An 18519-nucleotide genomic window follows, 5' to 3' on the forward strand; every position below is an offset into this window, starting at 1 on the left:
CCCGGGACAAGCCCGGGCATGACGAAGAAAGGAACAACAAACCATGAAGACAGCACCCTTCGATCTCACCGGCAAGGTAGCCATCGTCACCGGCGGCAATGGCGGCATCGGGCTCGGCATGGCGCGCGGACTCGCGCAGGCCGGCGCGGCGATCGCGGTGGTGGGCCGCAACGAGGCCAAGTTGGCGGCGGCGGTCGCGGAGCTTGCGCAAGTCGGCGCCAGGGCGATTGCAGTTGCGGCCGACGTCACCGACAAGGCCGCAGTCGCTGCCATGGTCAGCCGCGTCGCCGGCGACCTCGGCCGGATCGACATCCTCATCAACAATGCCGGCATCAATATCCGCAAGCCGCCGCACGCGCTCGATATCGCTGAGTGGGACAGCGTGATCCAGACCAACCTTACCAGCGCCTTCCTGTGCTCGCAGGCGGTCTATCCCGCCATGAAGGCGGCCGGCGGCGGCAAGATCATCAATATCGGCTCGATGATGTCGATCTTCGGTGCCAGCTTCACACCGGCCTATGCCGCCAGCAAGGGCGGCATCGTGCAGTTCACCCGTTCCTGCGCCTGCGCCTGGGCCGCCGATAACATCCAAGCCAACGCCGTCCTGCCGGGCTGGATCGACACGGATTTGACCAAGCGCGCCCGCAAGGAGATCGACGGCCTGCACGACCGGGTGCTGGCGCGCACGCCCGCGGCGCGCTGGGGCGATATCAACGATTTCGCCGGCATTGCGGTGTTCCTCGCATCAAGCGCGTCGGACTTCGTCACGGGCACGGCGATTCCCGTCGATGGCGGGTATTCGATCATGGGCTAGCCAAAAGGGCTTGCCGGCCCCTTCGCCGAAACGAAAAAAGCCCCGGCCAAGGCCGGGGCTTTTCCGTCGTGTCTGGATTTCAATACCTGGATCAGTACCTCGCCACGACCGGTCCGGTCGGCCACGGATTGAACTTGTAGCTCAACCGAGCCATCACAGCGTCGACATCCGCATCGACGTTGCGGAAGAATGCCGCGCCGCCGCAGCTAGCCAACGCCAGGTTACAATTGTGCTGCTTGGAGTCGAACTCGTAATGCTTGTAGTCGATGCCGAGGATCAGGTTGTCGAGAACCGCGTATTCAGCACCAACGCCGGCATACCAACCGCCATGCGAAGCACCGGCATGGTCGAACGTAACGCCGGTCGCATTAACGATGGTCTGGGTGTCGATGTCAGCCTGCGCGTAGCCGCCCTGGCCATACACCATGAAGCGGTTCCAGGCATAACCGACCCGCCCACCGATATACCAGATGTCGTTGATCCGGCTTTGGCAGGAAGAGCCGGCAGCTAGAGCACTTATCCCGCAGCGCTCACCGATCACGCCAGCGCTGTTGGTGGTGTTAAAGCCATTGTCGAGGGCATTATAGCCGCCTTCGATACCGAGGACGAAATTGCCCCACTGCTTCTGGATTCCGGCAAAGCCGCCGTAGATCAAAGCGGTGTCGCTGTTACCCGTGCCCCAGAGAAGGGGTGGAGCATTGAAGAAGTTTCCAGCGGTGTCGTGCCAGGCGCCGCCAACCGCGCCGCCGACATAGATACCGGACCAGTCATAGGTAACGACCGGGGGCACCACGGGCGCCTTCGCGATGCGTGCCGGCATGTCTGCGGCGAGCGCGCTCACCGCGCTGGCGGCAAGGATGGAAGCAGCGATTACCAGTTTCTTCATTGTCATTCCCCTCTGTAAGTTGCGCCGGCGACCTGCGCGGATGGAGCATCGGAACTGCGGATGAAGCATCGGAAAGCCTGATCAAAATCTACCCGGATTCTGGCTCAAAAACTGTCACCCGGTTGCGACAGTTGCGAGCAATGTGAGGCGACCACATGGAACCGGTTGCACTTTGCGGTATAAAAGTACCTTCCAAAGGTCGCCTGGCCTAATTGCCCATCAGCTCAACTGCCGGATCGCACGTGCTCAGGCCGCACACCTAAGCCCACAAACCGCGCCGTGATTCCCTGCAGCCAAGGCACGGCGGTGACCAGCCGCATGACGAGCGGAACCTTCAGCGGCTGATTGCCGGGCTTGAGCGCGGCGCTGATGATGTTGTTCTGGACGACGACCTGCATCCGTTGCGTCATTCGCACCGGAAATTCGCGCCGCCGGCGAACAGCGTCCAGCTCATCCTCCGATGGACATCCCTGCTCCAGCTTCGCTGCCAGCAGATTTGCGGTCGCGACCGCGTCCTGCACCGCGAGGTTGACCCCGACGCCGCCGATCGGCGACATCGCGTGCGCGGCGTCGCCGATGCACAAGAGCCCTGGCCGCGTCCAGCGCTTCAGCCGGTTGACTGCAACCGTCAGCAGCTTGACGTCGTCCCAGCTTTTCAAGTCGGCCAGGCCACGCTTGAGGATCGGCGCCATCCGCGCGACGTCGTCGAGCAGCGCAGACAATCCCCTCGCCTTCACGGCGTCATACTGCCCCTTGGGAATGACAAAGGCGCATTGCCAGTAGTCGCCGCGGTCGAAGGTCACCATCATCTTGCCGGGGTCGACGCGGGCAAACAGGTTCTCGTTTTCGTCTCCGCGCTTGCCGGCGCGAAACCACAGCACATCCATCGGCGCGCCGATTTCCTCGACTGCGAGGCCAGCGCGTTGGCGCACCAGCGAGTGGCGACCATCGCAGGCAATGGTCAGGTCCGCCTCGATGTCGATCACGCCATCGGGCGTCCTCGCCGTCACGCCGGTGATGCGCTCGCCGTCGCGGATCAGATCGATTGCTTCAGTCGACATCATCACGTTCAGCGAAGCAAACCGCTTGCCGCTCTCGCGCAGGAAATCGAGAAAGTCCCACTGCGGCATGAAGGCGATGAAGGGATACTTCGCATCGAGCCGGCTCAGATCGGCGAGCCGCACTTTTTCGCCGCCGAACACCCCCTCCATCTTCTGCAAGCGCTGATGCGGCAGTTTCAGGAAACCCTCAATCAGCCCGAGCTCGTCCATCACCTGCAGCGTCGAGGGATGCACGGTGTCGCCACGAAAATCGCGGAAGAAGTCCGCGTGCTTCTCCAGCACCACGACATCGATGCCCGCGCGTCCAAGCAGGTATCCCAGCATCATGCCCGCCGGCCCGCCGCCGACAATACAGCAACGCACCTTCATCGCTTGCTCCGCCCTGATTTTGCCGACGGTCAGAATCGATCATCTGCCGCGCATCGGCAATGCCCTATTCGGCACAAAAACCGCTGCGCCAAAAGAGTAATGTGCGTTTTTGATGCGCACTTTTGCACACGAGACAGCGGGCACAGCAAGCACCCGACATTCCCTGCCCCCTCTGTTGGGAGACAGTTTGACGCAAACTCGGGCTAAACGCGCCGCGAGAACGCCGACACATATTCGTTGTCGTCACCCGCGAAGGCGGGTGATCCAGTATCCCAGAGACAGCAATGATGACCCGATAAGCCGCGGCGTACTGGATACCCCGCCTTCGCGGGGTATGACAGTCGTTGTGGCGCTTCGATATTTCACCGTCATTGTGAGCTAAGCGAAGCAATCCACTCTTTCTTTGCGCGGCGAAATGGATTGCTTCGCTTCGCTCGCAATGACGCGGATGGGCCACAGCGAACTGCTACCGCCGAAAACTCTTGATCTCCGAGACGCTGCCGTCGCGGTAGGTCAACTCCACCGAGACCGACTTGGTCGCGGGCGTGAGCTTCAGATAGGGCGTCGCGTCGTGCGGAATGACGCTGGGATCCCTGGGATCGCAGGGCGGCATTTTCAACACCTTGTCAGGCACCGTGCTGTCGATGCCGACGCGCACTTCGCGGATCGCGCAGCGATACGACATCAGGTGCGTATAGTAGACCAGAAGCCCGTTGTATTCGCGGAACGACAGCCAGCTCGTCGCAGTCATGTCGAGGATCTTGCGCTGGTCGCGGATCAGCGCGGCCTCGGGATCGAACCGGATCGGGAACGGGCCCTGCAATTCGCCATTGGTGTCGACATAGCGCACCTGGATGACGGCCGCAGGTGCATCGGCCGGCAGTTCGATCGACGGGTTGGGCATCCGCTTGCGGGTCCGCGGGTCGAGCGTATCCATGAAGCCGGTCTCGCGGAAATCGCCGGCGTCGCCCAGCCGCCAGGATATGCCGAGCGTCGGGTCGGCAATCGAGAACACCACCGTCCAGCCGCCATTGTGACGCGAGAACATCGCGATCGGCGCGTTGACGGAATCGTTCTGCGGCTTGAGTTGCTGCACCGGCGGCAACGCTGCGAGCTTCTGCAGCGGCTCGGCGGGCTTCGCCGCCACCTCAGCCGGGCCTTTCGCGATGCCGTTGAGGAACACGTCGTCGACCATCTGGTCGAAATAGACCGGGATCTGCTTGTGACGAACCGTCTCCGCCAGTTCGCTGACCGAGCGCCGCGTGCGCTGCGCGACCTGAACGAGATTCGCGCCGGGCTGCGTCAATTCCTTCGAGAAGGTTCGCGTGAACACCGAATTGGGATTGGCGTCGTCATTGGAAAGCCGGTCCAGCGCGGTCTGCCGCGGCCCCGCCGAGAAGATCGAGAACACGCCTTCCGGCAATTGCGTCATCGGCGCAAGGCCGCCGCCGCCCGCCACCGCACGCGTGCCCGCGCGTTCGAACGGATTGTTGCGGCAGGCGTCGAACACCAAAATGGCGGTGCGCACTTTCCGGTTCTGCAGCCGCTCGATGATGCGGTCGGCCAGGATCGAAGCGTCGCGCACCAGCTCTTCCTGGCCTTCGGTCGCCGCCGGCACGTCAGTCGGCAGCAGGAAATTCTGGCCCGCGATTTCAAAACCGTGGCCGGCATAGAAGAAGAACGCGGTGTCGCCGGCGTCGACCGCCTTGTCGAAGGCGAGCAACGTCTGGCTGAACGCCTGCCTGTTCTGGTTTTCCGCCACCATCACCGTGAAGCCGAGCTGCTTGAGCGTATCGCCCATGGTGCGCGCGTCGTTGACCGCCTTCAGCAGCTTGGGCACGTTCCGGTAGTCGTTGTTGCCGACCACGAGCGCAACGCGCTTTTCGGCATAGGCCGGGACCGCGAAGGCCGCCATGCAAGCTGCAAGTCTCGTCACCGCGAGCAATCTGGAAAGCCAACCCTTCATCGAAATCCCCCAGCGCACGAATGGTCCTGGTTCAGCCCGTGCAAAGCCGCTTCATGCCATAGTCGGCATCCCGATGCCCACGGTTCAACGGCTCCAGTTGATAGGAATACAGCGGCTCGGTTTGACGGCCAAATGACGGTTTTCGCCGTTATTTGTGCGAAAACATTAAGCTTTTTCGCCATATGGTCAGTTCCCAGATTGACTTTGGCCATTTCGACCCTATGTTCGCGCTCAACGCGGCCTTGGATCGAAACGCGATTCCCTAGGTTAGCCGCTCGTCTGCGTAAGTCAGAGCCCCCAGCTTTTCAAAGCGCGCCGTTTCGGGGCAAAACGCGACAGCCTTTTTACCCTCGATTCCGAACGGCGGTGTCGACTAGAGGCTCAATGTCTTTTTCCCATCTCGGACTTTCCGATAAGGTCCTCGCCGCAGTTGCGGCCACCGGCTACACCACCCCTACCCCCATCCAGGAACAGGCGATCCCCCACGTTCTGGCCCGCCGCGACGTTCTCGGCATCGCCCAGACCGGCACCGGCAAAACCGCCGCCTTCGTCCTGCCCATGCTCACACTTTTGGAAAAGGGCCGCGCCCGGGCTCGGATGCCCCGCACCCTGATCCTTGAACCAACCCGCGAACTCGCCGCCCAGGTCAAAGAGAATTTCGACAAATACGGCGCCGGCCAGAAACTCAACGTCGCACTCCTGATCGGCGGCGTCTCGTTCGGCGACCAGGACAGTAAGCTGACCCGCGGCGTCGACGTCTTGATCGCAACCCCCGGCCGCCTGCTCGACCACACCGAGCGCGGCGGTCTCCTGCTCACCGGCGTCGAACTGCTCGTCATCGACGAAGCCGACCGCATGCTGGACATGGGCTTCATCCCCGACATCGAACGGATCTGCAAGCTAGTGCCGTTCACGCGGCAGACGCTGTTCTTCACCGCGACGATGCCGCCTGAAATCAGCCGCATCAGCGAAACCTTCCTGCACAATCCCGAACGGATCGAAGTTTCGAAGCCCGCCACGACCGCGACAGGCGTGTCGCAGTTCCAGGTTCGCGGCGGTCGCGAGCCGCACGAGAAGCGCGATCTGCTTCGCCGCCTCCTGCGCGATGCCAAGGATCTCAACAACGCGATCATCTTCTGCAATCGCAAGCGCGAAGTCGCCGTGGTTTACAAATCGCTGCAAAAACACGGCTTCAGCGTCGGCGCCCTGCATGGCGACATGGATCAGTCGGCGCGCACCGCGGCGCTCGATCAATTCCGCAAGGGCGAGATTCCGTTGCTGGTGGCCTCCGACGTCGCCGCCCGCGGCCTCGACATTCCCGCCGTCAGCCACGTCTTCAATTTCGACGTGCCGCATCATGCCGACGATTACGTGCACCGCATCGGCCGTACCGGACGCGCCGGACGCGCCGGCACCGCGATCTCGATTGTCACCTCGCTCGACAGCAAATCGATTGCTGCGATCGAGCGGTTGATCGGGCAAACCATTCCGCCCGCCGAAGGCGATTACGCCGTGCACCCGGATGCATCCGGCGGGACCGATCAGCCACGCGAACATCGCTCGCGCGAGGGCTCCCGGGAAGGTTCGCGCGGCGGCCGCAAACCGCGGCGCGAACGCGAACCGCGACAGCCCAAAGCTGGCGATCGCGAACCACGGCAGGCCAAGGGTGCAGGCCGCAGCGCCAAGCCGCAGCCGGAGGCACCGGCAGCAATCTTCACGCCGCCGGCTTCTGCACAGCCCTCGCGCGTGCCCTCGATCGGCCGACCCGAGCCGCGGCGCGCCCAGCGCGAGGTCGAATCGGAGCCCGCCGATCACTCGCACCTTCCCGCATTCCTGTTGCGGCCGGTCCGCGCCCGCGTCTGATTGGGCGTCGATATCGACGTCGATCCTTGCGGCCGGAAGCATTTACCGGCCGTTCATCCTCCTCCGTTAGCTTGGCAACGTTAATTTAAATCATTGCCGCACGGCAACGACCGGCGCTGCTCGCTATTGGGGACGGGATCAGTGGTCAAGCTGCTGGACGAACACGAACGCACGATGGCGTTTGCCGAAGTCGCGTTGGGCCAGATCAAATCCCTCCGGCAGACCGCCGTCCCGCGCAACTATGAGATCTGGTACGTCTACGCGACCGGATACAACGCCCCCCTCAACAAGATCATCAACGAGACGCTGGCGCGCAACGGCAAGCTGAGCGAGTCCGATCTCGAACAGATCTACGAAACCTATCTGTCCCACATCAAGGCCTCCGACCGCATCGACAAGGTCGGCGCGCGCGTGATCGGCGAAATCGACGACGTGATGGCCCTCATCACCGAGGCGCTCAGTATGTCGGAGAGCTACGACGCCAAGCTGAGCGGCGCCAACGAGAAACTCAGGAATGCCAAGAGCCGCGATCAGATCAAAGCGATCGTCGACGGCCTGGTGAAATCGACCCGCGAGATGCGCGACACCAACAAGGCGCTGGAAAACCGGCTGTCGCTGTCGAAGACCGAGATCAGCAACCTCCAGCACAGCCTCGAGGCGATCCGCGCCGAGAGCCTCACCGATCCACTGACCGGATTGGGTAACCGCAAATATTTCGACCGCTCGATCGAGATGGCGGTGCAGGCGGCGCTGGCGAACGGCGAACCGCTGTCGCTGTTGATGTTCGATATCGACCATTTCAAATCGTTCAACGATTCCTATGGCCATCTCACCGGCGATCAGGTGCTGCGGCTGGTTGCGATGTCGCTGAAACAAACCATCAAGGGCCAGGACATCACCGCCCGCTACGGCGGTGAAGAGTTCGCGGTCGTGCTGCCCAATACCGGGCTGCGCCAGGCACTGACGGTCGCCGACCACATCCGGCGCGCGGTAATGGCAAAGGAATTGAAGAAGAAGTCGACCGGCGAGATTCTCGGGCGCGTCACCATCTCGGTCGGCGTCTCCATGCTCAAGCCGGACGACGACACGGATTCATTGATCGAACGCGCCGATGCGTGCCTGTACGCAGCCAAGCGCAACGGCCGCAACCGCGTGATCTGCGAAGTCGATCCCGAATACGCCGACGAGACTCGCATCCAGGTAGCCTAGGCTCTCGCGTTACGCTTCGCCGGCTTGCGCTTCGGTGCCGGCCGCTTCGCCACCGCCTTCGCCGCCTTGCCCACCTTGGGACGCTTGCGCAGAGCGGCGCGCTGCGCCGCCGCCAGTGCCGCCCTCGCCCATTCCGCCAGTTCCTCGGAATCGTCAAACAGACGCGCCGGCAATTGCCAGTAGGAGTTCACGGTGACCGTCTTGGCCCGCGTCTGGTACTGGAACGGTGTCGATCCCTCGGCTTCGAATTGCGGGATCGTTTGTTCATCGGCGCGAAAATAAAGCCCCGCGCGCAGCGCGAGCGCGAAGTTGGTGCCGTCGGCGGAGATGCCGAAGCCGGAAAACATCTTGCGGATGGTGACCGGGCCGAAATCAGCGAACAGATCGATCAGGAAATCGCGGTCCATCGCTCACCGCCCCCCGGCGATGCGGGTCGTTAACCCTTCGCCGGCGTGAGCTGCACCGATTCGCCGCAGCCGCAGGCCGAGACCTGGTTCGGGTTGTTGAAAATGAACTGGGCCTGCATCTTGTCGGCCTTGTAGTCCATCTCGGTGCCGAGCAGGAACAAGACCGCCTTGGGATCGACGAGGATCTTCACGCCCCGGTCTTCGACCACTTCGTCGGTCGGGCGGATCTCATGGGCATATTCCACCGTGTAGGACTGGCCGGCGCAGCCGCCATTCTTGATCCCGACGCGAAGCCCGACGATCTCGGAATCGGCGCGCTTGGTCAGTTCCGTAATCCGCTGCGCCGCCGCTTCAGTCAGTTTCATGACCTGCGGGCGCGGCCGCGGCTTCGGTTTGGAAGACTGTACGGTGGTATCCATTGCAGTCGATCTCCGGCGTCGCATCGTGGCGACGAGCTATCATGGCATTAAATAACAACGAAAATCCCGCTGTGAAGGCCTCTCGTCATGAACTCGATCAGAACGCGTCGAAACCAATCGCAAGCATCCTAGTAAATCGCCCAAATTCCCGGTGTCGCCAATTCAAGCAGGTGATTGTCCGGGTCGCGGAAGTAGATACTCTTGCCGCCCCGCGGCCAGTCTGTCCTGCCTTCGATCGCCACTTGGTGCTCGCCAAGTGACCTTTCCCAAACCGGCAACTCGGCAGCCTCGACGGCAAAGGCCATGTGAATGGGGCCACTGCCGTCATGCGGCGGAATGGTGCCGCCGGGGAGCTGGATCGTCTCAGGTGTCGAGCCGCGGAGAAACAGCAGCAGCACGCTCCGGCCGCCGATATCGTACGCCAGAAACCGCGAGTCTGCAGTCAGTGGCACAAGCCCGAGCACCTTCTCGTAAAACGCGCGGGCGCGGTCGAGGTCATCGACATAAAGTGCGGTCTCGATGACACCGGATAGTTTGGGCAACGGGTCCCTTCACCACATGTTGAGGACGAGGCGCGCCTCGTCGGACATCCGATCCGGCGTCCAGGCCGGATCCCACACCAGGTTGACATTGACGACGCCGACTCCGGGAACGCTGGCGATCGCGTTCTCCACCATAGTCGGCAGCTCACCGGCCGCCGGACAGTTCGGTGTAGTCAGCGTCATCGTCACGTCGACGCCGCGGTCGTCCTTGAGGTCGACCTTATAGATCAAGCCGAGCTCGTAGATGTCAGCGGGAATTTCCGGGTCGAACACCGTCTTCAGCGCGGCGACGATTTCGGTCCCCAGCCGCTCGGTCTCCTCGGGCGGCAGCGCCGACTGGGTTTCCATATTGGCTGACTTCACTTCGGCCGTATCACTCATGAGAACAAATCCCGCGCCTTGATCAGCGCCTGCGCCAGATGGTCGACTTCTTCCCGGGTATTATACATTCCAAACGACGCGCGGCAGGTGGCTGTGACATTGAACCGCTCTAAAAGCGGCATCACACAATGGGTGCCCGCACGCACCGCGATGCCCTGCCGGTCGATCACGGTCGCAACGTCGTGGGCATGGGCACCCTTCATTTCGAAGGAAATCACGGGGCCCTTGTTGCGGGCAGTGCCGATCAACCGCAGCGAATTGATCTCCCGCAGGCGCTCCTGGGCATAGGAAAGCAGGTCATGCTCGTGCGCGGCGATGCGCTCCTTGCCGACCGAGTTGACGTAGTCGATCGCAGCGCCCAGCCCGATCGCCTCGACGATCGGCGGCGTCCCGGCCTCGAACTTGTGCGGCGGGTCGCCATAGGTGACCCAGTCCTTTGCCACCTCGCGGATCATCTCGCCGCCGCCATTATAAGGCCGCATCGCGACCAGGTGCTCATGCTTGGCGTAGAGCGCGCCGATCCCGGTCGGGCCATAGATCTTGTGGCCGGTGAAGGCATAGAAATCGCAATCGAGATCCTGCACGTCGACCGGCAGATGTACCGCGCCTTGCGCGCCGTCGATCAGCACCGGAATGCCGCGGTCATGGGCGAGCTTCACGACCTCCTTGACCGGGACGAAGGTGCCAAGCGCGTTAGACATCTGGGTGATGGCGACGAGCTTGGTGCGCGACGTCAGCAGCTTCTCGAATTCCTCGATCAGGAAATTTCCGTCGTCGTCGACCGGCGCCCATTTGATCACGGCGCCATGGCGCTCGCGCAGGAAGTGCCAGGGCACGATGTTGGAGTGGTGCTCCATGATCGAGAGCACGATCTCGTCGCCCGGCTTGATGTTGGGCTCGCCGAAGGACGATGCCACGAGATTGATGGCCTCGGTGACATTGCGGGTGAAGATGATTTCTTCGCTACGCCCTGCATTGACGAACTTCGCCACCTTGGCACGCGCGCCCTCGTAAGCCTCGGTCGCGGCATTGGCGAGGTAATGCAGCCCGCGATGCACGTTGGCATATTCGCTTGTGTAAGCTTCCGTCATGCGATCGAGCACGGCGGTGGGCTTCTGCGCGGAGGCGGCGTTGTCGAGATAGACCAGCGGCTTGCCATAGACCTTCATCGCCAGCGCGGGGAAATCCTCCCGCACGCGGGCCACGTCATAGGCACCATTCCTGACCGCCGGATGCTGCGTCATGCCCGTGCCTCCAGCCAGCGCTGCGCGGCTGCAATCGCGAGTTCTCGCAGATGGTCGTTGACGATGGATTCAATCGCCTCGCCCACGAAGGCCTGAATCAGCAGCGCCTGTGCTTCCTTCTCGGAAAGGCCGCGGGCGCGCAGATAGAACAGCAGGCTCTCGTCGAGCGCGCCGGTGGTCGCGCCATGGCCGCAGGTGACGTCGTCGGCGAAGATTTCGAGCTCCGGCTTGTTGTCGGCCTCGGCGTCGTCGGACAACAGCAGCGCCCGCGTCATCATCTTGGCGTCGGTCTTCTGCGCGTCGGGCCGTACGATGATGCGGCCCTGGAACACCGAATGGCCGCGGTCGTCGGCGACGGCGCGGAACACCTCGCGGCTGGCGCAATGCGGCACCGCGTGGTCCATCAACAGGGTCGTGTCGGCGTGCTGGCGGCCGTTGAGCAGATTGACGCCATTGGTCTCTACCCGGGAGTGTTCTCCAGCGAACACAATCGTCGCCTGGTAGCGGCTGACGGCAGCGCCCGAGGTCATGCCAAAGGTGTTGAAATGCGCATGCGCGCCCAGCGTGACCACGGCGGAGGAGATGTTGAAGGCCTCACGGCCGTCCTCGACCAGTCGAACATGGTCGAGCCGCGAATTGTCGCCGATCGCGAGAACCAGCGAGTCGTGGGCCTGATAGATCTTGGCACCGTCGGCCGCAATGTAGCTTTCGACCAGCGTCGCGCCGGCATCCTTGCCGAGACGCAGCAGGGAGCGCGTATACATCGCCGCGGGCGCAGGCCCACTGGCGACATGAATGATTTGCAGCGGCTGCTTCAGCACGATGCCGTTGCCGATCTCGATCACCACGCCGTCGGTCATCATCGCGCTGTTGAGCGCCACCATCGGATTGGTGTCGTCGGGCGTGAACAACTGCGTCTGCAGCGCGGCATCGCCAGCCTCCAGCACTTCCCGCAAGGAGCGGACGGTAAGGCCCTTCTCCAGGCCGCCGAGTTCGGAAAGCTTTGGCGCGAACACGCCGTCCACCAGCACCAGCCGGCGCGCGCCCTTGACTGCCTGCAGTTTCACAGCCGCCGCAGCCCGCGTCAGCGCGGCGGCATCCGGCGCAGGCGCCAGCGGCAGCAGCTCGCGCATCAGCGCGCGCAGATCGGTGTATTTCCAGTCCTCGATCCGGCGATGCGGCAGCCCCACACGTTCATAGGCTTCGAAGGCGGCGCTTCGCGCCTCGGCCACCGTGCCGGTGCCCGGCAGCCGGTCGCGCGCGATCGCAAAGCTGTCGCTCAGCGCGCGTCCTGTCTCGTTCTTTGCCAAAACCAGGTTCATCACAAATCCGCTTTGCGTCAGGCCGCGTCTTCGAACTGGGTATAGCCGGAAGCCTCGAGCTCCAGCGCCAGATCCTTGCCGCCGCTTTTGACGACCCGGCCCTTCGACATCACGTGCACGAAGTCAGGCACGATATAATTCAGCAGCCGCTGGTAGTGGGTGATGACCACCATGGCGCGCTCCGGCGAACGCAGCGCGTTGACGCCATCAGCCGCGATCCTGAGCGCGTCGATGTCGAGGCCTGAATCCATTTCATCGAGGATGCAGACGGCCGGCTCAAACAGCGCCATCTGCAGAATCTCGTTGCGCTTCTTCTCGCCGCCGGAAAAGCCGACATTGACGCCGCGCTTGAGCATGTCCTGCGGGATGTTCAGCGACTTTGCAACCGCACGAACCTTCTTGAGAAACTCCGGAGACGTAAGCTGGCTTTCGCCGCGCGCCTTGCGCTGGGCATTCAATGCCGTGTGCAAGAAGTTCCAGGTGGTGACACCGGGAATTTCGACCGGATACTGGAACGCCAGGAACACGCCCTTGGCGGCGCGCTCGTCCGGCTCCATCTCCAGCAGGTCCTCGCCCCTAAACAGGATCTGGCCGTCGGTGACTTCATAGCCCGGCTTGCCGGCGATCACATGCGACAGCGTCGATTTACCGGAGCCGTTCGGCCCCATGATCGCGTGCACCTCGCCCGGATTCACGGTGAGCGTCAGTCCGTGGAGGATTTCGTTATCCTCGACACGCACCTTGAGATTTTTGACTTCAAGCAATGACATTTCGTTTTTCCGCTTTTTCCCCTCGTCCTGAGGAGCGCCGCCAGGCGCGTCTCGAAGGACGTGGCCCACAATCTTGCCTCTCATCCTTCGAGACGGCCGCTCACGCGCCCTCCTCAGGATGAGGTCGCTATCCCACCGATCCTTCGAGCGAGATCGAGATCAGCTTCTGCGCCTCAACCGCAAACTCCATCGGCAGTTGCTGCAGCACATCCTTCACAAAACCGTTGACGACGAGGCCGACGGCTTCTTCCTGGCTTAGGCCGCGCTGGACGCAGTAGAACAGCACGTCCTCGGAAATCTTCGACGTCGTCGCTTCGTGTTCGAAGGTCGCGGAAGAATTCTTCGCCTCAACATAAGGCACGGTGTGCGCGCCGCACTTGTCGCCGATCAGGAGCGAGTCGCAGGCGGTGAAGTTGCGCGCGCCAGTTGCCTTGCGGTGCGCCGTGACGAGGCCGCGATAGGTGTTCTGCGAGACGCCCGCTGCGATACCCTTGGAGATGATCCGGCTGGTCGTGTTCTTGCCGAGATGCAGCATCTTGGTGCCGCTATCGACCTGCTGGTGACCGTTCGAGATGGCGATCGAGTAGAACTCGCCGCGCGAATTGTCGCCGCGCAGGATGCAGCTCGGATATTTCCAGGTGATCGCCGACCCGGTCTCGACCTGGGTCCAGGAGATCTTCGAGTGGTTGCCGCGACAGTCGCCACGCTTGGTGACGAAATTGTAGATGCCGCCGAGACCCTCGGAATTGCCGGGGTACCAGTTCTGCACCGTCGAGTATTTGATCTCGGCGTCATCGAGCGCGACGAGCTCGACCACGGCGGCGTGGAGCTGGTTTTCGTCGCGCTGCGGTGCGGTGCAGCCTTCGAGGTAGCTGACGTAGGAGCCCTTGTCGGCGATGATCAGCGTGCGCTCGAACTGTCCGGTATTGCGCTCGTTGATGCGGAAATAGGTCGACAGTTCCATCGGACAGCGTACGCCTGGCGGCACGTAGACGAACGAGCCGTCCGAAAATACTGCGGAGTTCAGCGTCGCGAAATAATTGTCCGAGGTCGGCACGACCGAGCCAAGGTACTGCTTCACCAGCTCGGGGTGTTCGCGGATCGCTTCCGAAATCGGCATGAAGATCACGCCGGCAGCTTTCAGCTCCTTCTGGAAGGTGGTGGCCACGGAAACCGAGTCGAACACAGCGTCGACCGCGATCCTGCGCTCGCCTTCCGGCTTCACGACGCCTTCGAGCACCTCAACTTCACGCAGGGGGATGCCGAGCTTCTCGTAGGTCTTGAGGATCTCCGGATCGATCTCGTCCAGCGAGCCGATCTGCTTCTTCGGCTTCGGCGCCGAGTAGTAATACAGTTCCTGATAGTCGATCTTGGGATAGTTGACGCGGGCCCAGGTTGGCTCGGTCATGGTCAACCAGCGGCGATAGGCCTCCAGCCGCCATTCCAGCATCCAGGCCGGCTCGTTCTTTTTCGCCGAAATGAAGCGGACGGTGTCTTCCGACAGCCCCTTTGGGGCCTTGTCGGACTCGATCAGCGTCTCAAACCCATATCGATATTGATCGACGTCGATGCGCCTGACGCGCTCGACCGTCTCTTGAACGGCTGGCATTCCATCCTCCGCTCGCGGTTTCAAGGACCGCGGTGGAACAATTGCAAATCGGTGACGAAGCGTTCCGGCGAAACTCACTTAGAACGTTTCAAGCCGTGTTTCGTCGCCCTCTAAGTAAGGCATCAGCAAGCTTTCGCCAAGCCTCAAGGGCCAAATCAATGTCTACCTCGGAGGTAGACCAGCCCAGACTGAGCCGCACTGCTCCTTGAGCCAGGTCCTTGCCGAACCCCATGGCGGCGAGGACGTGCGAAGGCTGGACCTTGCCGGAGGAACAGGCGGAGCCAGAGGATACGGCGATACCGCCGAGATCGAAGCCAATCACGGCGGTTTCGGCCTTCAGGCCGGGAACCGTGAACAGCGTGGTATTCGGCAACCGCGGGGTATCAGCCGAAAATACAATCATACCAGGGGTTTGCATCAACCCCTTCTCAAGCCGCTCGCGCAGCGCTTGCAACCGCATAGCGTCGCCCGCCAGCGCGTCCATTGCCGCAGTGGTCGCCGCGCCGAAGGCCGCGATACCAGCGACATTCTCGGTGCCGGCGCGGCGTCCCAATTCCTGTCCGCCGCCGCGCAGCAGCGGCTCCAGCCCCTGCACGCCCTCGGCCATCACAAGAGCACCGACACCCTTGGGACCGCCGATCTTGTGCGCAGACAGCGTGACCAAATCGGCTCTTACCGAGTTGATATCAAATGATATTTTCCCCAGGGCCTGGATCGCATCGACGTGCAGCGCCCCGCCGGCTTCATGCACGATGTCAGCGACCTCGCCGACCGGTTGAACGGCGCCGGTCTCGTTGTTGGCCAGCATCACCGATACCAGCGCGGGCGGGCCATCAGCGAGCAAGGCACGCAGATGGTCGAGGTCGATCAGGCCGGTGGCAGTGACCTTGATTGTCTGGATCGCGCCTGCGGAAAACCGTCCCCCTGACAGCACCGAGGTATGTTCGATAGCCGAGACCAGCAATCGCCTGCCCGGCTCTGCCGAGCCCCGGCGCAGCCCCGGCGTCAGCGCCAGCGCGTTCGCCTCCGTCCCGCTGGACGCAAACACCACATCCTGCGACCGGGCGCCGACCGCTGCCGCGATGGCGGCACGTGCATCCTCCACCAGCCGGCGCGCCTGACGCCCTTCGGCATGAACCGAGGACGGGTTGCCGGCCACGTCCCAGGCGGCCGCCATCGCCTGCTTCGCCTCCGGGCGAAGCGGCGTGGTTGCATTCCAGTCGAGATAGATCCGGTCGGGCATTGCTGTATAATATTACCTATATCGGCAAGCAACTTCCGCGAGCCTCGGCCTCGCGCCTGCGCGAGACGTCTTATGGCAATTGGGGATCCCGCCGTCTCTTACAATCGCAGGCTAACGCGTTGAACAGCCTTCCAGATGTTCAATATGCTTGCTTTTTGCCCCTCGCCTCATGCTAGAAGGCCGCAACCAGTTCACGGGAGCGCCCGTTCGCGCATCGCCCAACGACGCATGATCACATTTTCGCCGCCGGATCACGTCCGTTGCCTAGGGATCATCAATGCCTGAAGTAATTTTCACCGGCCCCGCGGGCCGCCTCGAAGGCCGTTATCATCCGGCCAAGCAGAAGAACGCGCCGATCGCGATGATCCTGCACCCGCACCCGCAGTTCCACGGCACGATGAATCACCAGATCGTCTACCAGTGCTACTACGCATTTGCGCATCGCGGCTTCTCTGTATTGCGATTCAATTTTCGCGGCGTCGGCCGCAGCCAGGGCTCGTTCGACCACGGCACCGGCGAACTCTCGGACGCCGCTTCCGCGCTCGACTGGGCGCAGACCATCAACCCCGAAGCGCGCGCCTGCTGGGTCGCCGGCTTCTCGTTCGGCGCCTGGATCGGCATGCAGCTTTTGATGCGCCGGCCCGAGGTCGAAGGCTTCATCTCGATCGCGCCGCCTGCCAATCTCTATGACTTCTCCTTCCTCGCGCCCTGCCCGTCGTCAGGCCTGATCGTGCACGGTGAGAAGGATGCGGTGGTGCCGCCGAAGGACGTCAACACGCTGGTCGAGAAGCTCAAGACCCAAAAAGGCATCGTGATCGATCAGCAGATCATCCCCGGTGCCAACCACTTCTTCGACGGCAAGCTGGAGCCGCTGATGGAGACGGTGACCGGCTATCTCGACATGCGGCTCGCCAACGTCCGCTGAGCGACAATCGGGCAGCTACGTAGGATGGGTTGAGCCCTTCGCGAAACCCATCAATCGGACGCCGCGGTGTCGATGGGTATCGCTTCGCTCCACCCATCCTACAATCATGCCGGTCTCACGCCGCCAGCTTCAGCATATGCGCGTTATGGCGCACCAGGAAAGCGTGCAGCAATTGCGGATAGTCCGGCCCGACTGCCGTGCGCACGCTCGGCCGCTGCGCCAGCGCCTTTCGCCATGCGCGGACCTTCGGCGTGTCGGCGAAGACCGAGAGATCGATCAATTGATCGAACACGTCGAAATAGCGGAAGATCGGCGCGAACACCGCGTCCACCAGGCTGAACTTCTCTCCCGCAAAATATGGACCCGCGCCCAGCGCCTCCTCGACCCGTGCGAATTTTTCGGCAACGGCCTTCCGCTTGCTTTCAAATACCGCAGGATCGCCCGTCGTCTCCAGGCCCCATAGTTCGCTGAGAATCGTCGAGCCGAACTCCATCCACGCGCGGTGCTGCGCGCGCTCGAGCGCATCCTGCGGATGCAGCTTCGCGCCTCCTTGCGTCTCCTCGATGTACTCGCAGATAACGTTGCTTTCGAATAGCGCCACCTCGCTGTCGCCCGTCTGGACAAGCAGCACCGGCACCTTGCCGAGCGGCGAAATCTTCAAAAACCAGTCCGGCTTGTTGGCGAGATCGATGTCGATCCGCTCAAACGGAACGCCCTTTTCGCTGAGCGCGATCACGGCGCGCTGCACATAGGGGCAAAGCTTGTGGCTGATCAGCGTGAGTTTTGGTGCCATGACGACCTCCCAGGCGAAGCCGGGCAGGCTTCGCTCCATGCATCTGCATTTACTTAAATGCATTTGCATGTAGTCGTCAAGGTCGATGCAGTTGCATCAATAGATCTTGAACCGGTCAGGGTCGCGCGATGATGCCCCCGGTCATCGGGAATGCCACCCCCGTGGTGGCGGGGTAGCTGAGCGGCAGGCCCTTCAGGCCCCGTGCCGCCAGAAAGCCGAAGGCCTGCGCCTCGATGGCGTCGGACGCCCAGCCCAGCGTGTCCGCCGCGCGGACTGTCGCCGGGGCCAGACACTCACGCAGCATCCGCAGCATGGTCAGGTTGCGGGCGCCGCCGCCAGCCACGATCCAGTTCTTGGGTTCCTTCGGCAGCAGCGGCACCACCCTGGCGATCGCGGCTGCAGTAAACGCGGTCAGCGTCGCCGCGCCATCCTCGGGCGGCACATCGCCAAGCTTCAGCCCCGCAAAATCGTTGCGATCGAGCGATTTCGGCGGGGGCAGCGAAAAGAACGGCATCTGCAGCGCGCGGGAGATCCAGGCCGCATCGACCTTACCCAAAGCAGCAGTGCGGCCCTCGGTATCGAAACGCTGGTTCAGCCAGCGGAACATGTAGTCGTCGAGCAGCGCGTTGCCCGGACCGGTGTCGCAGGCGATCAGCGTATCGCCGTCGATATAGGTGATGTTGGCGACCCCGCCGA

At 62.6% G+C, this 18519-nt stretch carries 18 protein-coding genes; 4 read left to right on the plus strand and 14 right to left on the minus strand.

The annotated features are described in order from the left end of the window. The first annotated feature begins 43 nt into the window (after positions 1–43). On the plus strand, positions 44–814 hold the full coding sequence (locus tag CP49_RS12315; RefSeq protein ID WP_057850518.1) for an SDR family NAD(P)-dependent oxidoreductase: 771 nt from the start codon (positions 44–46) through the stop codon (positions 812–814). A gap of 91 nt (positions 815–905) precedes the next feature. On the opposite strand, the gene CP49_RS12320 is transcribed toward CP49_RS12315, so the two are convergent. From CP49_RS12320 to CP49_RS12330, 3 genes are all read right to left on the minus strand, one after another. Then, positions 906–1700 carry an outer membrane protein gene (locus CP49_RS12320; protein WP_057850519.1) on the minus strand — a complete coding sequence of 265 codons (795 nt, stop codon included), beginning with the start codon at positions 1698–1700 and terminating at the stop codon, positions 906–908. Positions 1701–1924: 224 nt separating this feature from the next. Next, the gene (locus CP49_RS12325) at positions 1925–3130 is read right to left on the minus strand and encodes an FAD-dependent oxidoreductase (RefSeq protein WP_082645989.1); all 1206 of its coding nucleotides are present in this window, start codon (positions 3128–3130) and stop codon (positions 1925–1927) included. A 466-nt stretch (positions 3131–3596) separates the two neighbouring features. Then, positions 3597–5045 carry a caspase family protein gene (locus tag CP49_RS12330; protein WP_156438334.1) on the minus strand — a complete coding sequence of 483 codons (1449 nt, stop codon included), beginning with the start codon at positions 5043–5045 and terminating at the stop codon, positions 3597–3599. 435 nt (positions 5046–5480) lie between these two features. Between CP49_RS12330 and CP49_RS12335 the strand changes: the two genes are divergently transcribed. Further along, entirely contained in the window at positions 5481–6959 is a 1479-nt protein-coding gene (locus tag CP49_RS12335) for a DEAD/DEAH box helicase (RefSeq protein WP_057850522.1), read from the plus strand. A gap of 141 nt (positions 6960–7100) precedes the next feature. Continuing rightward, on the plus strand, positions 7101–8168 hold the full coding sequence (locus tag CP49_RS12340) for a GGDEF domain-containing protein (RefSeq protein ID WP_057850523.1): 1068 nt from the start codon (positions 7101–7103) through the stop codon (positions 8166–8168). On the opposite strand, the gene CP49_RS12345 is transcribed toward CP49_RS12340, so the two are convergent. The 9 genes from CP49_RS12345 to CP49_RS12385 all read right to left on the minus strand — a co-directional run bounded on the left by CP49_RS12345 (position 8165) and on the right by CP49_RS12385 (position 16105). Then, a complete protein-coding gene (locus CP49_RS12345; protein ID WP_057850524.1) occupies positions 8165–8575 on the minus strand; it encodes a TfoX/Sxy family protein in 411 nt (136 codons plus the stop codon). The two genes, CP49_RS12340 and CP49_RS12345, sit on opposite strands and share 4 nt — an antisense overlap. A 29-nt stretch (positions 8576–8604) precedes the next feature. Further along, positions 8605–8994 (minus strand): HesB/IscA family protein, encoded by a 390-nt coding sequence (locus CP49_RS12350; protein WP_057850525.1) that lies wholly within the window; start codon positions 8992–8994, stop codon positions 8605–8607. 128 nt (positions 8995–9122) lie between these two features. After that, complete coding sequence (locus tag CP49_RS12355) at positions 9123–9536, minus strand: VOC family protein (RefSeq protein ID WP_057850526.1); 414 nt, start codon at positions 9534–9536, stop codon at positions 9123–9125. Positions 9537–9545: 9 nt separating this feature from the next. Beyond that, complete coding sequence (locus CP49_RS12360) at positions 9546–9917, minus strand: SUF system Fe-S cluster assembly protein (protein ID WP_057850527.1); 372 nt, start codon at positions 9915–9917, stop codon at positions 9546–9548. After that, positions 9914–11161 (minus strand): cysteine desulfurase, encoded by a 1248-nt coding sequence (locus tag CP49_RS12365; RefSeq protein WP_057850528.1) that lies wholly within the window; start codon positions 11159–11161, stop codon positions 9914–9916. The genes CP49_RS12360 and CP49_RS12365 overlap by 4 nt, the downstream gene beginning before the upstream one ends. Further along, positions 11158–12483, minus strand: a complete 1326-nt coding sequence (gene sufD / locus CP49_RS12370; RefSeq protein ID WP_057850529.1) for a Fe-S cluster assembly protein SufD — start codon at positions 12481–12483, stop codon at positions 11158–11160. Before sufD ends, CP49_RS12365 begins: the two co-directional genes overlap by 4 nt. Positions 12484–12500: 17 nt before the next feature. Next, on the minus strand, positions 12501–13253 hold the full coding sequence (gene sufC / locus CP49_RS12375) for a Fe-S cluster assembly ATPase SufC (RefSeq protein ID WP_057850530.1): 753 nt from the start codon (positions 13251–13253) through the stop codon (positions 12501–12503). A gap of 127 nt (positions 13254–13380) precedes the next feature. Beyond that, positions 13381–14862, minus strand: a complete 1482-nt coding sequence (sufB, locus tag CP49_RS12380; RefSeq protein WP_057850531.1) for a Fe-S cluster assembly protein SufB — start codon at positions 14860–14862, stop codon at positions 13381–13383. A gap of 88 nt (positions 14863–14950) precedes the next feature. Further along, on the minus strand, positions 14951–16105 hold the full coding sequence (locus CP49_RS12385; protein WP_057850532.1) for a cysteine desulfurase family protein: 1155 nt from the start codon (positions 16103–16105) through the stop codon (positions 14951–14953). Between the two features lie 277 nt (positions 16106–16382). On the opposite strand from CP49_RS12385, the gene CP49_RS12390 reads away from it, so the two are divergent. Next, positions 16383–17030: an alpha/beta hydrolase gene (locus CP49_RS12390; RefSeq protein ID WP_025589847.1), complete on the plus strand. Its 648-nt coding sequence runs from the start codon at positions 16383–16385 to the stop codon at positions 17028–17030. Positions 17031–17145: 115 nt separating this feature from the next. Here CP49_RS12390 and CP49_RS12395 read toward each other — a convergent pair whose 3' ends face one another. Both CP49_RS12395 and CP49_RS47210 read right to left on the minus strand, forming a co-directional pair. After that, entirely contained in the window at positions 17146–17823 is a 678-nt protein-coding gene (locus tag CP49_RS12395; RefSeq protein WP_057850554.1) for a glutathione S-transferase family protein, read from the minus strand. Between the two features lie 115 nt (positions 17824–17938). Then, positions 17939–18519: anhydro-N-acetylmuramic acid kinase (locus tag CP49_RS47210; RefSeq protein WP_245310665.1), on the minus strand; the 581-nt coding region annotated here is incomplete at its 5' end.

Origin of the sequence: Bradyrhizobium valentinum (assembly GCF_001440405.1) — a bacterium.
Lineage (GTDB): Bacteria > Pseudomonadota > Alphaproteobacteria > Rhizobiales > Xanthobacteraceae > Bradyrhizobium > Bradyrhizobium valentinum.